Consider the following 14,507-nt stretch of genomic DNA (forward strand, 5'->3'; position numbering starts at 1 on the left):
CTTGCGCGTTTCGAGCAGCAATTAAATCAAATTGGTGAACGTGCCGAGCACAAGCGCAAGGAGCGCGATATTCAAGAAGAACATGGCGCGGCGCACGATCATGAAGAACACCGCCTGCCAATGCAGGATGCCGTCCGTCGGCGCAATCAGTTCCTTGACAGCGAGGAACATGTTGAGGATACCCGTAAGCACCATCATCAGCGCCCCCGCAAAATAGCCCTCGTTCCAGACCATCACCGTAACGACAATGCCCGCCACCATCGCAAAAAAGCCGATGATGACCTCTACACGCAGGAACATGGACTTTATCTTGCGCGCCAGGGAACGGACCTCGTTTTGTTTTTGTTCATCCATAATCGAAAATATACAAAAGGATGGGAGACGCTACAACGAGTAGCTCGTCGTAATGGAGTAATGCAGATCCCCCTTGCGCTCCCCGTTCAGGGGCACACTCACGTCGACCTTGTTCACCAGCCTGGAGATGGACTTGGTCTGTACAAATCGAACGCCTAGCCCAAGCACATAGACCAGGTCGTCGCGGTTGATATCCGAGAAGTTCCACGCCGTTTCGCCGATGCTTCCATACCCGACAAAAACGGGAACCAGCGTGAGAATTTCGAATCGCGGGAACCAGCGCTGTTCAAGGCTGCCGTAGACCCTCGCCTGTCCCGTGTAATATCCGGTCGGGAAACCAACAAAGCCGTCGGAGCCGCCCAGCGAAAGCTGGTAGCCAAGGCGCGCATCGTCATAGAAGTCGGCAAGCCCGGTCAGCACCGTCGAGAACCGGTCATTCGGGTGGAAAATGTATTCTCCCTTGAGCCGGCCGAAAAAGTCGTGCTTTTCGCCATGGTCCAGGTAAAAATGCGCATTCGACGAAAGAGTCAGGTGGTGCATGCCGAAACCGAGGTAGAGATTCATCCAGAAATCGAACCGGATGTCGTTATCGGCAGCCCCGATCTGCTCGTAGTTCTTGGAAACCTGCACCTTCGCCGTCCAGCCACGATCCACGTCCTCGGTCCACTTCGCATTGTGGAAGTTGCGGATCTTCTCGTAGCGCAGGTTCGAATACATAACGTAAGCGCCGAGCCTCGAATCCTTGCGTTCCGGAAGCCATTCGTTCCATGCCGAGGCCGAATCGATGGCATAGGACTTTTCGCCATCGGTAAACAAGTACCGCGAAAGTTCTCCCTTGCTCGCGGTAAGCCTGCGGTAGTCGTAAGTCGCACCGAGGTAAATCTTACGCTGCGTTCCGCCAAAGGAACGGCTAATCCTGAAGCTCAGCGAGTCGCTCACGAACTTCTTTACCTGCATGAGTTCGACCGTTTTCTTGCCGTTATATTTCTGCAAGGAATCCAGGGGTTTGTCCGTCGGGTACTCAACTGCCCCGGCAGGCATGTCGCCACTGCCATAAACGTAGTAATAGCTCTCGTTCTTGAGGCCTGCAAGCGTGTAGGCCCACTGGTTCACGCTCCGGCTGAGGAACGGCACATACATCTGCCAGCTCGCGAGGTAGCCGTCGGTATTGTAGCTGTAGAGAAAATCGAGATGGTTGTAGCGGAAAATGAAATGCGGGTCGCCGTATTCCACCTGCCACATGTCGCGAAACTCGTTATGCCCGAAATAGAACCCGAGCAACTGGCCGAGGCCGAGGAAGTTGCTTTCCTGCACGCCGACACCCCAGTTGAAATTGTCGTAGCTCCATTCGCTGCCGCTGAACCCGAAACTAACCGGAATCGTCAGCGTCCAGTTGTCGCTCGTATGCACATTCACGATGTTTTTCCCGCCATCCTCGGAGACCGTAATGGAGGCGTCGCTCAAGAAACGCTGCTCGCGCAGGAAGCGTTCCGATTCAAGCATCAGGTCGAGATTCGCCAAATCGCCCTGATTAAAAAGGAGGAGCTTGCGGACCGTGTGCTCGCGGGTCTCGATATGGATCCAGTTCAAGAAGCGATAGGCAAGCGCATCGTACTTGGTATGCACCTTGGAATCGTCGAACGCATCGCCGATATCGTAGACGATGCTATCCACATGAAAAAGGGAGGTAGAATCCGCAGCAGGCAATTCGGCCGCCACGGGAAAAGCCACAAGCAGTAAAAGAAATGAAAAAGCAATCAAGAAACGCACACGCACAATATAGAAAATACGCATCTTGCACGAACCATGCCATTTTTCTAAATTTGCCTGCGGGTAGCGGATGGCCGCCGGCAGCAATGCTGGAGGAAAGTCCGGGCACCACAGGGCAGGATGCTGGATAACGTCCAGGCGCGGAAACGCGACAGACAGTGCAACAGAAAGCAAACCGCCAGGTTCGGGCGCAAGCCTGAGCAAGGTAAGGGTGAAATGGCGAGGTAAGAGCTCACCGCGTTCCTGGTGACAGGGACGGCACGGTAAACCTCATCCGGTGCAAGACCAAGCAGGAATCCGTCCGCAAGGACCGGCTGCGGCCCGCGGCTGTTGGATATCCGGGTAGGTCGCTTGAGGCGGTCGGTAACGACTGGCCCAGAGAGATGGTCATCGCCCCGCAAGGGGTACAGAACCCGGCTTATAGATACCCGACTTGAAGGCTCCCGCCAACCGCGGGGGCCTTCTCCTTTTCACCGTAGCCGCCCCTTCATTTTGAATAAAATAAGCCCCTCCGTACGGGAGGGGCCGTCTATAAAATTTAGGATAGACTAGCGGTCGTGGATGTCGACGCATTCACGCACGTTGCGTGCGGCGAACATACGGCCACGGCGCGGATCGAGGCAGTCGACGCGTTCCGGACGGTTGCGGTGGAAGTCAACGATCATCCAGCGGGTACCGTCATTGCAGTAGTAATCGAAACGGCCTTCGGCATCGCCACGTTCGCAGCGGCCTTCAACCTGAACACGGCGGTTGCGGTAATCGAGTCGGAAACTGCGGTCACGGGGACGGCAGTCCGGCTTCTCGAAACGGCATTCCAGGCGTTCGCGCGGCGGCGGAGGAGGAGGATCGCTACGGCGTTCAGACTTCCTGTTATCCACATGGACAGAGAATCCTGCCCAGGCACCAGACGAAAGCACAAGCGTTGCAGCGATAACTGCAAGAAGGGACTTTTTCATTTGTTCTCCTTTCATAAGAGTTTATGTTTACTGATTAACTATGGCCTAAATATACTTTTTTTTCATCGAAAAGCACGGCTATAGAAAAAAAACTAGATAAAACGCCATTTTTTTTGACTAGAAACACCCGAAAAAAGCAACATGCAACCGAAGCCCCACTCCAGGCATCCAAAAAAAAACACCTCAAAAAAACGCCGGAATAATCCGGCGATTTTTCTATACAAACGCAATCAGATCAGTTCGTCGGGCGGGAGGTGTTCCGCGCTTTCCGGTTCCTGGTAGAAGGTCTCGGGAATCTGGACCTGATTCTGGAAATAGGCCCTGTGCGCGGCAATCACGCGTTCACGGGCGAACGCGGCATCCTGCCACTCCCCAATCTGCACGTCCTTGCCTTCCAGTTCCTTGTAGTTCTGGAAGAAGTTTTTCGTAATGCGCAGGAACATCTGGTCCACGTCGCCGATATCCTTGATGGGGCGCGGGTTGAATGTCGGCACGCCCAGCACCTTGTAGTCCTTCTTGCCGCCATCGGTCATGTCGAGAGCGCCAATCACGCGACAGGTGCAGACGGAACCCGTCATCATGGAAGCAGGGCTGTAGATGAGCATATCGAGCGCATCGCCGTCGTCTGCCTTGGTGCTCGGGATAAATCCGTAGGTGCAAGGATAGCTCATCGAACTGAGCAGGCAACGGTCCAGGCGGAACACATGCAGACGTTCATCGTACTCGTACTTGAGGTTCGTGTCCTTGCCGATTTCCACGACGCAATCCACTTCATAGGGATACTTGCGTCCGATAGGGAGATCGAGATAGTTAATAGCCATTTATACTCCAGGGGCCCACGTCGAGCCCGATTTTATTTACTCTCTATTTATTCTTCAAAAAGTAACGCAAATTTAACATTTATGTATGAAATAGTCAAGTGTTCCGGCTCGCAGAAAACCATTTACCGACTGCGCCACCTGGATGATGTCACCTTGTCGAACAGCCCGAAATAGAACACCGGTTCTCCCCTGTCGGGACTGTAGCCGACCTCGAAGCGGATGCGGTCGAGTGCCGGAATCACGAGATGCACACCGCCATAGACGGCGCCCTCGTAATCGTCCCAGCCGGGGCGGCCCCTGTCCCAGAGCAGGCTTCCGTCGAGACCGGCCACAAGTTGCACCCCATAGAAGAAGTTCACGCCGGCAATACTTGCGGAACGGCGTTCCAAAAGCACGAACCTTTCTTCGAACGTAAGGAGTGCCTCGTGGACGCCGAGAGAGCCCGAGTCGGCCTCGTGCCCGCGGAACGTATTGGCACCGCCATGGTAGTAATAATCATAGAACTTCACCTCGCCCGGACGGTAACGCACGAGCGCCGTCGCACCTGTTACAAAGCGCCCGAAGGTCTTGTAGGCACGCGCATCGGTCAGGAGTTCCCAGTAGTTTTCGCCGTTATCCCTGTTGCAAAAGCGCGATTCCGTTTCGACCGGTTCACCTGATTCGTCCGATTCGATATTGACGCCGCACGCAACATATTCTTCACCCGCGCCCACGTGCGTAAGCATATATTCGAAATACACGCCATCGCGCGTGTCGAGTTTGCTGTCACGATAATCGAAAGCAAAGCCAAGCCCCAATTCAGGAAGATTCGCAAAGTCCCTCAACCGACGGTAGGCGGCAGTCCCCAGCAGCGACAGGTGCGGCAAGAACTTGTATTCCAAATCCAGGTCGAGCAAGATGCTTTTTTCCTGGAAATCGCGGATGTTGTCGTAACTGTCGGTCAAGAGGAACTCGAAGTTCCACCCGAGCGGAAGCCCGAACAGGTAGGGGGAACTCGCATAGAAGGCGGCCTCGTTCTTGTCGAAGAACGGGTCCACCGTCGTGCGGTACTGCACCTCAAGCCGAATATCTTCGCCCGCCACATTGATGTTCGCAAGCGCGGCTCCGAGCATCAGACCGTCGCGGTCGGTCTTCTTGCCCGCGGGTGCCGGAATCCAGCGGAAGATTTCCTTGAAGGAATATGTGAGTTTTACAAGACCCGGTTCGGCAGGCTCACCGGCCTTTTCGCAAGAAACGGAAATCTCGGTGAACAGGTCGAGGTCCTGCAGGCGGAGCTTTTCAGCCTCGAACTTTTCGGCAGCAAAAGGCTCTCCTACGCGGTTCACGAGTTCGCGCTCCACCACGCGGGAGTTCGTATGCACGAGCCCTTCGAAGTTGATCGAAGCGACCACCAGGCCATCCGCGCAACCGGCAGACGCCGAATCCGCAGCCGCAAATGCAGCCGAGACAAGCGCGAAAAGGACCATGTATACGACTTTACGAATTCGGTTCACCTTACAAAATATAGAAATTCGCCTCTCCGAAGCCCGCAACCCACACCAAACGCCCTATCCTTTTCTATATTTGGAGCGTCAAAAATTTGAGAAGCACCGAGGTTTCCATGCTTGATTTTCTTGCAAACTACTGGCCCTGGCTCATCGCAGTCGTTGTCATCGTTCTTGCCATTTTTGCTTTCCGCGGACTCCGCAAGGCCCTCAAGGAAGGCGGCGGAGCATTCAACCTTGAAACCATCCAGAAAAACACCGCACCGAACTTCGCGGCCCTGAAGCAAAAGTCGAAGGCCCTCCTCGCCGATGCCGACATGATTTGCGAAACGAAGGAAGGAAGCAACCTCGTGATGCCGAAAAAGGAAGACATGATGTTCTTCCGCCGTGCGGTGAAGCAGAAGTACAAGCTCGCCATGTTCCTCGTGCCGGGCACCAACAAGGTCGTGTACTTCTTCTGCAAGACGGAACAGGGACTGCGCCGCCGCATCGAAAACCTGGTCATCAACCAGAAGTTCCGCGAAGGCAAACCGCCCTACATGGACGTTGCCACCGGCGAAAAGCTCAAGTACCCGAGGTAATGGGTCCATTTCTCTCGACTAGAGCTGAATGACCTACAAAGACCTCGCCCTCGCCGAAGAAAAAGGCAAGCTGGAAGCGGCCCTCCTGGAGTCGCGCAACCTGCTTGTCGAAGCTCCCACGGGATCGGGAAAATCGCTATTCATCCCCTACTTTTTAAGCAAGCACTGCACAGGACGCGTTGTCGTTTTGCAACCGCGCAGGATTGCGGCGTTAGCTTTGGCGCAATTTTCGGCGAAGCTGCACGGAGAACCCTGCGGAAAGACCGTCGGCTACCAGTTCAGGCAGGATAGCTGCAAGAGCGCGGGGACGCGAATCCTCTTCCAGACCTACGGAAATTTCTTGCAGGAACTCCTGCACGGGAAAATGGATGCGGACTGGATCGTATTCGACGAATACCACGAGCGCAAGGCCGACATGGACCTGCTGTTCGCGTTTTTCAATCGAAAGACCCCGGCCAACCCCGTCAATCGAGAGCAAGAGCCGGAGAAGGCTGCGCCAAGGATTGCAGTGATGTCGGCGGCGCTGAACCGCGAGGAACTCGAAGCGGTTCTCGGCGTCAAATGCCTCACGCTCGGCCACCCGCTCTACCCCGTGCAAATTATCCACCAGGCCCCCGCCACGGGAACGTCGCTTACATCGGGCGTGGGCATCGACGCCGAAGTGGTGCGGGCGCTCAAGACACTTTACCACAACCATATCTGGCAGACCACCCTGGTGTTCTTGCCGGGCAAGGCCGAAATCGCCCGCTGCCACAGCGCCGCCGCCGAAGCGCTCGGACAAAACAGCGCCGAATTCCTGGAACTCTACGGCGGACAGGACCGCGAAACGCAAGACCGCATTTTCGAAACGACCGAACGCCCGCGGGTCATATTCACAACGAACATCGCGGAAACATCCATCACCGTCCCGAACGTATCGGGCGTCGTGGATAGCGGTATCGAACGAGTGAGCCTCTACGACGACAGCGAAAAGGTAAATGTTCTCCGCACGCTACCCATCTCGATGCAGAACGCCATCCAGAGAAGCGGCCGTAGCGGACGCACGCAGAACGGATGCGCCATACGCCTGTGGAGCGAAGAAAGCGAAAAGCGCATGCCGCGCGGAATCGTCCCCGAAGTCACTCAGATAGAGCCCTCGGAACTGTTGCTGCAAAAAGCGGCGCTAGAACGTGAGATTCCGTCCTCCGCAGGGACAGGAATAACGCTCCCGACGGCGATTCCGGAAGCCCGAGAAATTGCGGCGACCAAGCTCCTCGAAGGTTTCGGAATGCTCAAGGACGGCGCCATTACCGAACTAGGTCTCAAGGCCATCCGCACTCCCGTTTCAAACATCCCGCTCGCATTGCTCCTCGCTTCCGCAAAAAGCAAGAGCGAGCTTCCCGACTTGTTGCTCGCCGCTCTCGCCTGGATTCATTCCGGCACCGAATTTTTGCAAAAAAGCAAAATCGCCTACGACATTCTGACGCTCGCAGCCGATACGCTATCAAAGACAGCGGCAGCACCTCGCGAAGTCATGTTTACGCTCCGTCAGTTGCGCGATTACAGGGACACCTTAGCCCCGTCGGAATCGGCAGACGGGAACCATTCCTTTGTCTGCAAGCAGCTTCTGAAAGCCTTTCCCGACAGACTTGCCACCCCAAGCGGAAGTGCATACAAACTCGCAAACCAGAGCGTCATCCGTTTACAGGTTGCAGAACCGCTCTATGCGATCCTTGCCCTCTGCATGCTCCGTACCGGGACCACCAAGTCCGAACTCAAGGTCAACCTCTACGCCCCCATCGCAAAGGAGATGCTCGAAGGCGAAAGCGCCTCCACCCGCTACGAGCTCCTTTGGAGAAACGGACAGGAACGGTTCATCGGTATCGAGATCCGCGAAACGGCAAACGCAGACGGAGGCCGCACCGAACTTTCACGCAAGGAAATCCTCACGCAGGAAGCATCGCCGAAAGTTCTCGACGAACTGAAAAAACTCACAGCCGTCGCCTGGAGCGAAAAAATCGAAAAGGAAAACTGGAGCGGACGCTACCTCACCGAGGCTGTCCAGACTCTCCTCACCAAGATGCGACTCGCCGCAAAGCTATACCCCGAATACGGGCTTCCCGAATTCAACGACGAGGACATGGAACTGATATTCGACGAACTTACCAGCGGGAAATTCCTGCTGCGCGATATCAACGAGGACCGCTACCGGGGCATCGTGGAAGATTATTTCGGCAAATCCATGTTGCCTTGGCTCAACAAGACCTTCCCTGACCACTACATGCTCCCGAACGGCAAACGCGCACGCTATAGCTACCAGCCCGTCAACAATAGCGAAGACGGGAAGTCTGTCCAGAGCGTAGACGGCGTACTGGTCGAAATATCCGCCCGAATCGAAGACCTGATGCAGCTCCGCGGCGAACACCGAATCGCCGATGGCAAGCTAAAAGTCCGCTACGACATCCTCGCCCCGAATTTCCGCACCATCCAGAAAACCTGGGACCTGACCGGATTCTGGCAGAATACCTACGCCGAAGTCCGGAAGGAACTCCGAGGCCGCTACCCCAAGCACCCCTGGCCCGAAAAAGTCGAATAGCAAGTCGAGTAAATTGCTATATTTGGGGACACTATGAGTCTAAAATTTGATACCCCCATTACCGAAGTTCCGCTGTTCCACCAGGGCAAAGTACGCGACATGTACGACCTGGGCGACAGCTTCCTGATGGTCGCCAGCGACCGTCTTTCCGCTTTTGACGTGGTGCTCCCCACCCCGATCCCTGGTAAGGGCAAAATCCTCAACCAGCTTTCGCTGTTCTGGTTCAAGCACCTCGGCATGAAGAACCACCTCATCACTGCCGACGTGAACGAATACCCCGAAGTGCTCAAGAAGCACGCCGACTACCTCCGCGGCCGTTCCATGATCGTGAAGAAGGCGAAGCGCCACTCCGTGGAATGCATCGTCCGCGGCTACATCGTGGGTTCCGGCTGGAAGGACTACCAGAAGACGGGCCGCATCTGCGGTCACGTGCTTCCCTCCAACCTGCAGCTCTGCCAGAAGCTCGAGACTCCGCTCTACACGCCGAGCACCAAGCCCGACGTCGGCCACGACGAAAACATCAGCTTCGAACAGACCTTCGACATCGTGGGCGAAAAGGTCGCCACCGAACTCAAGAGCATGTCCCTCGACATCTACACGAAGGCCCGCGACTACGCTGCCAGCAAGGGAATCATCCTCGCCGACACCAAGTTCGAATTCGGTGAAATCGACGGCGAAACCGTGCTCATCGACGAAGTGCTCACGCCGGACTCCAGCCGCTACTGGCCGGCCGACAAGTACCAGGTGGGCAAGAACCAGGAAAGCTTCGACAAGCAGTACGTGCGTGACTGGCTCGAAACTCTCGACTGGGGCAAGACCTACCCGGGTCCGGAAATCCCGGCAGACGTCGTGAAGAACACGCTCGCGAAGTACGAAGAAATCTTCGTGCGCCTCACCGGCAAGCAGCCGGAATTGTAACTGGGAAAAGTCATTCTGGACCCTATCGCCTACGGCTCCAGGGTGACATTCCGATTGAACTACGCAGGCTGAACAGTCTGCGTTTTTTAGAAAAAAAACTTTCATCCGAAGGATATGAAAATGAAATCTGTACCTATTACGCTGCTCACCGGTTACCTCGGAGCCGGAAAGACGACCCTCCTGAACTTTGTCCTCAACAACCAGCAGGGTTACCACGTCGCCGTCATTGTGAACGACATCGGCGAAGTGAACATCGACCAGACGCTCATCGAGAAGGGCGGGAACATCACGAAGGAAGATTCCGGAAAGGTGGTGCCGCTCAGCAACGGCTGCATCTGCTGCAGCCTCAAGACCGACCTCCTGGAACAGATTGCCGAACTCCTCGAGATGAACAAGTTCGACTACATCCTCATCGAAGCGAGCGGCATCTGCGAGCCCGTGCCTATCGCGCAGACCATCTGCATGGCGGGCAGCCAGCTGCAGAGCCGCGACGGACGCCCCCTCGCCTGCCACCTCGACAACGTCGTATCCGTGGTGGACGTCGCACGCCTCGCCGACGAATTCGCGGGCGGCCAGAAGTTGCTTTCGAACGACCTCGAAGAAGAGGACATCGCGAACCTCCTTATCCAGCAGATTGAGTTCTGCAACACCATCGTGATGAACAAGGTCGATTCCATCAGCAAAAACGACCTCGAACACGTGAAGGCGGTTGTCCGCGCGCTCCAGCCCGAAGCGAAGATGATCGAGACGAACTACGGCAAGGTCGAGATGAAGGACATCCTCGATACCAAGCAGTTCGACTTCGAGAAGGTCGGGAACTCCGCCGCCTGGGCGAAGGAACTCATGAAAGAGACGAAGCCCGAAGACGACGATGATGGCCACGACGAACACGAGCATCACCACCATCACGACCATGACGATGAGCACGACCACGAAGACCATAGCCACTGCGACCACGAGCACGGCGTGTGCCACTGCGGCCACCACCACGACAAGGACCATCCGCATGGCGACGAATACGGCATCAGCACGTTCGTGTACGAACGCCGCCGCCCGCTAGTCCGCGACAAGTTCGAGACGTTCCTCGACAACTACCCCACGAGCATCATCCGCACCAAGGGCCTCGTGTGGTTCGAGGACGAACGCAACAACAGCTACCTGTTCGAGCAGGCCGGCAAGCAGGCTTCCGCACAGAATTTCGGTCCCTGGTTCGCCAGCGAGAGCGAAGAAGAGCAGAAGCGCCTGCTGCGCGAGAATCCGGACCTCGTAAAGGTGTGGGACGAAAAGTACGGTGACCGCATCATCCGCCTTGTCTTCATCGGCCAGCACATGGACAAGAAGAAGATTATCGCCGCGATGGACAACTGCCTCGGCGAATAAGGTTCCTACAGAGACAAAGAAAGCCGGCAATGCCGGCTTTTTTGCTTTTGCATATTTCTATCGAAACAGACTCTACAGCCTCTTGAGAACCGCGGCAGCGTGGTGGATAAAGCCTTCTTCAGTAGCGACGGCGGCAATGGCCTTCGCGTTCTTCTTGATGGCTTTCTCGCTGTAGCGGATGATGCTCATGCGCTTTAAGAAGTCGTACACGCCGAGCGGGCTGAAGAAACGGCCCGTGCCGTTGGTTGGCAGCACGTGGTTCGGGCCCGCGAAGTAGTCGCCCACCGGCTCAGAGGACCACGGGCCGATAAACACCGCACCCGCATTTTCGATTTGCGCCGCCATAGATTCCGCTTCGCTGGTCATAACTTCGAGGTGTTCCGGAGCGATGCGGTTCGCTATTTCCACTCCGTCGAACCAGTCCTTCACCACGAGGATGCGCCCGAAGTTGCCGAGCACCTTCTCGAGGAGTTCCTTCTTCGGGGAATTTTCCACCTGGATATCCACGCAGGCGCTAATCATCTGGGCGGTTTCCATGTTGTCGGTAATGCAGATGGCCGCCTCGAAGCCGGAACCGTGTTCCGCCTGGCTCAAAAGGTCTGCCGCCACGAAGTCCGGATCGCAGGTGTTGTCGGCCATCACGAGCACTTCGCTGGGGCCTGCCACCATGTCGATGTCCACGACACCAAAGACTTCCTTCTTGGCGATGGCCGCAAAAACGTTGCCCGGTCCCACAATCTTGTCGACGCGCTCCACGACGGTCTTGCCCTTGGCATCCTTCGCACCATAAGCGAGCAAGCCGATAGCCTGAGCGCCGCCGATGTGGTAGACTTCTTCAATGCCGAGTTCCTGCAGCACGAATGCCACAGCACGGTTGATTTCGCCCTTGATGGGGGTCACGACCACGATGTCTTCCACGCCAGCCACGAGAGCCGGGACAGCGTTCATGATGACGGTGCTCGGGTAGATTCCCGCACCGCCCGGCACGTAGAGGCCCACGCGCTTCATCGGGCGGATGCGCTGGCCGAGCACGACGCCGTCCTTCCCTTCCATGAGCCAGGATTCTTCCATCTGGTTCTGGTGGAAATCGCGCACGTTCTTGATGGCCTGCTTCAGGGCCTTCTGCAGTTCCTTCGGGCACTTGGCGGCAGACTTCGCGATGGCCGAAACCGGCACGCGGATGTTCTTGCCCTTTAGGCCGTCGAACTTCTGGGCGTATTCCGTCGCCTTCGCGATGCCACCCTTCTTGATGTCGGCAAGGATCTGCATCACCTTGTCGTGAATTTCCTTGCTCGGGGCGACTTCGCGCCCGCAAATGCGTTCAATTTCAGCAGATTTCGGAGTAACTTTTACGATTTGCATAAATTCCACCTTTTTCGCCAAATATAGAATTTTAGAGGGACTTGAAAACCTTGTGCGCAGCCTCGACTGTGCGGTCGATCTCATCTTCGGTATGCGCAGCACTCACAAAAATCGCTTCGAACTGGCTTGGAGCAAAGTAGAATCCTTCTTCAAGCATTCCGAGGAAATACCTGCGGAAGAGTTCCAAATCGGACTTCTGTACATCGGCAAAGCATGAGACCGGACCTTCCGTAAAGAAGATGCAGCCCATGGAACCCACCTGGTTTGCAGCAAGCGGGATTCCTGCAGCCTTTGCCGCATCCTGGAGGCCCGCAATCAGGCGCTTCGTCATCGCTTCGGCGTGAACGTAGTACTCCGGGTGAGTATGCAGTTCACGCATAGTGGAAAGCCCCGCCGCCATCGCGACCGGGTTACCTGAAAGCGTACCCGCCTGGTAGATTCCGCCAAGCGGCGCAATCTGCTGCATCACGTCGAGCCGGCCGCCGTATGCACCTACGGGCATACCGCCGCCGATAATCTTCCCGAAGGTCGTGAGGTCGGGCTTAATGCCATAAAGCCCTTGCGCACAGTGGATGCCCACGCGGAAACCCGTCATGACCTCGTCCACAATCAGGAGCGCACCGTGCTTCTTGGTTTCTGCGGAAAGCGTCTGCAGGAACTCGGGCTTCGCGGGCACGACCCCCATATTCCCTGCCACAGGCTCCACGATGACCCCCGCAATCTCGTCGCCAATCTTGTCGAAGAGTTCCTTAACGCCTGCCACATCATTGTACTGGAGCGTGAGCGTGTACTTCGCGAGATCCGCCGGAACTCCCTTGCTGCTTGGCTTGCCCGTCGTGAGCATGCCCGAACCCGCCTTGATCAAGAGGCTATCGCTATGGCCGTGGTAACAGCCCTCAAACTTCACGATCTTGTCGCGGCCGGTAAAACCGCGGGCCGCACGGATGGCACTCATCGTCGCCTCGGTCCCACTGTTCACCATGCGAATCATCTCGACACTCGGCACAAGGCTCATCACGAGCTTCGCAAGTTCGGATTCGAGCCCGCACGGAGCCCCGAAACTGAGGCCGTTCTTCGCCGTTTCTGCAACAGCACTGATTACCGCGTCGTGAGCGTGTCCCAGGAGCATCGGGCCCCAGCTGCCCACGTAGTCGATGTAATCGTTGCCGTCCACATCATAAATGTGGCTGCCCTTCGCGCGGGCAATAAACGGAGGCGTCGCACCTACATTACTGAATGCGCGAACAGGGCTGTTCACGCCACCCGGCATCAGGTTCTTAGCTTCTGCAAAAAGTTTTTCGCTCAAGGTGCGGTTCATACCAGCCCCTTCTCGAGCGCTTCCTTCGCATGGTAGGTGATGATGATATCGGCACCGGCGCGCTTCATCGCAAGCAGGTTCTCGCGGATAATCGCATTCTCGTCAATCCAGCCCATCTTCGCGGCAGCCTTCACCATCGAGTACTCGCCGCTCACATTGTAGACGGCCACGGGGACAGTACTGATTTCAGCAGTCTGGCGCAAGATGTCGAGGAAGGCAAGCCCGGGCTTCACCATCACGATGTCGGCACCTTCTTCGATGTCGAGTTCCACTTCGCGCTGGGCCTCGCGAGCGTTGCGCACGTCCATCTGGTAGCTCTTGCGGTTCCCGAAATGTGGAGCGGAATCGGCAGCATCGCGGAACGGGCCGTAGTAGGCGCTCGCAAACTTCGCGCTGTAGGCCATGATGGGTGTATCCGCATAGCCATTCTCATCAAGCTTTGCGCGGATTGCCGCCACGCGCCCGTCCATCATGTCGGAAGGAGCAACCATGTTCGCCCCCGCGCGCGCATGCGAAACAGCGGTTTTCGCCAGGAGTTCGAGCGTCGGGTCGTTATCCACGTCGCCGTCCTTGATGATTCCGCAATGGCCGTGGCTCATATATTCGCAGAGACATACGTCCGTAATTACGAAGAGGTCGGGAAACTTCGCCTTGATGGAGCGCACCGCTCGCTGCACGATGCCATCGTCATCGTAGGCCGAAGTCGCCATCTCATCCTTGATATTGGGGATTCCGAACAGGAGGATGGACTTGATGCCCGCAATGACGCAGGATTCAAGTTCCTGGAGAATTTCATCGATAGAGAACCGGAACTGGCCGGGCATCGAGGGGATTTCTTCCTTGACACCCTCCCCCTCTACCACGAACATCGGGTACACGAGGGAATCGGGGTTCACTGCGGTTTCCGCAACCATGTTGCGGATAGTTTCATTCTTGCGTAAGCGACGAGGACGGATAATCATATCAAGTGTGAAATGTGGAATGTTAG

General features: G+C 56.3%; 12 protein-coding genes and 1 other RNA gene. 5 read left to right on the forward strand and 8 right to left on the reverse strand.

Annotation, left to right across the window (positions count from 1 at the left end; translation table 11 throughout):
• Positions 1-21 precede the first annotated feature (21 nt).
• Entirely contained in the window at positions 22-354 is a 333-nt protein-coding gene (locus tag B4A77_RS03775; protein ID WP_290727124.1) for a hypothetical protein, read from the reverse strand.
• Positions 355-384: 30 nt separating this feature from the next.
• Positions 385-2,085 carry a hypothetical protein gene (locus tag B4A77_RS03780; protein WP_290738458.1) on the reverse strand — a complete coding sequence of 567 codons (1,701 nt, stop codon included), beginning with the start codon at positions 2,083-2,085 and terminating at the stop codon, positions 385-387.
• Between the two features lie 99 nt (positions 2,086-2,184).
• Here B4A77_RS03780 and rnpB point away from each other — a divergent pair.
• Positions 2,185-2,559: RNase P RNA component class A (rnpB, locus tag B4A77_RS03785), an RNA gene on the forward strand.
• Positions 2,560-2,672: 113 nt separating this feature from the next.
• Here the strand turns inward: rnpB and B4A77_RS03790 are convergent.
• The 3 genes from B4A77_RS03790 to B4A77_RS03800 form a co-directional block, all read right to left on the reverse strand.
• Positions 2,673-3,080, reverse strand: coding sequence for a hypothetical protein (locus B4A77_RS03790; RefSeq protein ID WP_173366103.1), 408 nt, complete (start codon positions 3,078-3,080; stop codon positions 2,673-2,675).
• Positions 3,081-3,310: 230 nt separating this feature from the next.
• Positions 3,311-3,901 carry an inorganic diphosphatase gene (locus B4A77_RS03795; protein ID WP_173366102.1) on the reverse strand — a complete coding sequence of 197 codons (591 nt, stop codon included), beginning with the start codon at positions 3,899-3,901 and terminating at the stop codon, positions 3,311-3,313.
• 122 nt (positions 3,902-4,023) lie between these two features.
• Complete coding sequence (locus B4A77_RS03800) at positions 4,024-5,394, reverse strand: POTRA domain-containing protein (RefSeq protein WP_290728189.1); 1,371 nt, start codon at positions 5,392-5,394, stop codon at positions 4,024-4,026.
• Positions 5,395-5,501: 107 nt separating this feature from the next.
• Here B4A77_RS03800 and B4A77_RS03805 point away from each other — a divergent pair, with 107 nt between their 5' ends.
• The 4 genes from B4A77_RS03805 to B4A77_RS03820 all read left to right on the forward strand — a co-directional run bounded on the left by B4A77_RS03805 (position 5,502) and on the right by B4A77_RS03820 (position 10,839).
• Positions 5,502-5,966 carry a hypothetical protein gene (locus B4A77_RS03805; RefSeq protein WP_173366802.1) on the forward strand — a complete coding sequence of 155 codons (465 nt, stop codon included), beginning with the start codon at positions 5,502-5,504 and terminating at the stop codon, positions 5,964-5,966.
• A gap of 28 nt (positions 5,967-5,994) precedes the next feature.
• Positions 5,995-8,541, forward strand: coding sequence for an ATP-dependent helicase C-terminal domain-containing protein (locus B4A77_RS03810; RefSeq protein WP_290738461.1), 2,547 nt, complete (start codon positions 5,995-5,997; stop codon positions 8,539-8,541).
• 33 nt (positions 8,542-8,574) lie between these two features.
• Positions 8,575-9,459 carry a phosphoribosylaminoimidazolesuccinocarboxamide synthase gene (locus B4A77_RS03815; RefSeq protein ID WP_290727118.1) on the forward strand — a complete coding sequence of 295 codons (885 nt, stop codon included), beginning with the start codon at positions 8,575-8,577 and terminating at the stop codon, positions 9,457-9,459.
• 120 nt (positions 9,460-9,579) lie between these two features.
• Entirely contained in the window at positions 9,580-10,839 is a 1,260-nt protein-coding gene (locus B4A77_RS03820; protein ID WP_290728195.1) for a CobW family GTP-binding protein, read from the forward strand.
• 72 nt (positions 10,840-10,911) lie between these two features.
• Here B4A77_RS03820 and hisD read toward each other — a convergent pair whose 3' ends face one another.
• The 3 genes from hisD to hemB are packed head-to-tail and all read right to left on the reverse strand — an operon-like array spanning position 10,912 to position 14,481.
• Positions 10,912-12,201: a histidinol dehydrogenase gene (hisD, locus tag B4A77_RS03825; RefSeq protein ID WP_290728197.1), complete on the reverse strand. Its 1,290-nt coding sequence runs from the start codon at positions 12,199-12,201 to the stop codon at positions 10,912-10,914.
• A gap of 31 nt (positions 12,202-12,232) precedes the next feature.
• Complete coding sequence (hemL, locus tag B4A77_RS03830; RefSeq protein ID WP_290738464.1) at positions 12,233-13,519, reverse strand: glutamate-1-semialdehyde 2,1-aminomutase; 1,287 nt, start codon at positions 13,517-13,519, stop codon at positions 12,233-12,235.
• Positions 13,516-14,481 carry a porphobilinogen synthase gene (hemB, locus tag B4A77_RS03835; protein ID WP_290728200.1) on the reverse strand — a complete coding sequence of 322 codons (966 nt, stop codon included), beginning with the start codon at positions 14,479-14,481 and terminating at the stop codon, positions 13,516-13,518. The genes hemL and hemB overlap by 4 nt, the downstream gene beginning before the upstream one ends.
• Positions 14,482-14,507 lie beyond the last annotated feature (26 nt).

Source organism: Fibrobacter sp. UBA3718 (assembly GCF_002371935.1).
Lineage (GTDB): Bacteria > Fibrobacterota > Fibrobacteria > Fibrobacterales > Fibrobacteraceae > Fibrobacter.

Coding starts and splice junctions, on each gene's coding strand:
- B4A77_RS03775 (WP_290727124.1), bottom strand. CDS start 354: ATGGATGAACAAAAACAAAACGAGGTCCGTTCCCTGGCGCGCAAGATA.
- B4A77_RS03790 (WP_173366103.1), bottom strand. CDS start 3,080: ATGAAAAAGTCCCTTCTTGCAGTTATCGCTGCAACGCTTGTGCTTTCG.
- B4A77_RS03795 (WP_173366102.1), bottom strand. CDS start 3,901: ATGGCTATTAACTATCTCGATCTCCCTATCGGACGCAAGTATCCCTAT.
- B4A77_RS03805 (WP_173366802.1), top strand. CDS start 5,502: ATGCTTGATTTTCTTGCAAACTACTGGCCCTGGCTCATCGCAGTCGTT.
- B4A77_RS03810 (WP_290738461.1), top strand. CDS start 5,995: ATGACCTACAAAGACCTCGCCCTCGCCGAAGAAAAAGGCAAGCTGGAA.
- B4A77_RS03815 (WP_290727118.1), top strand. CDS start 8,575: ATGAGTCTAAAATTTGATACCCCCATTACCGAAGTTCCGCTGTTCCAC.
- B4A77_RS03820 (WP_290728195.1), top strand. CDS start 9,580: ATGAAATCTGTACCTATTACGCTGCTCACCGGTTACCTCGGAGCCGGA.
- hisD (WP_290728197.1), bottom strand. CDS start 12,201: ATGCAAATCGTAAAAGTTACTCCGAAATCTGCTGAAATTGAACGCATT.
- hemL (WP_290738464.1), bottom strand. CDS start 13,519: ATGAACCGCACCTTGAGCGAAAAACTTTTTGCAGAAGCTAAGAACCTG.
- hemB (WP_290728200.1), bottom strand. CDS start 14,481: ATGATTATCCGTCCTCGTCGCTTACGCAAGAATGAAACTATCCGCAAC.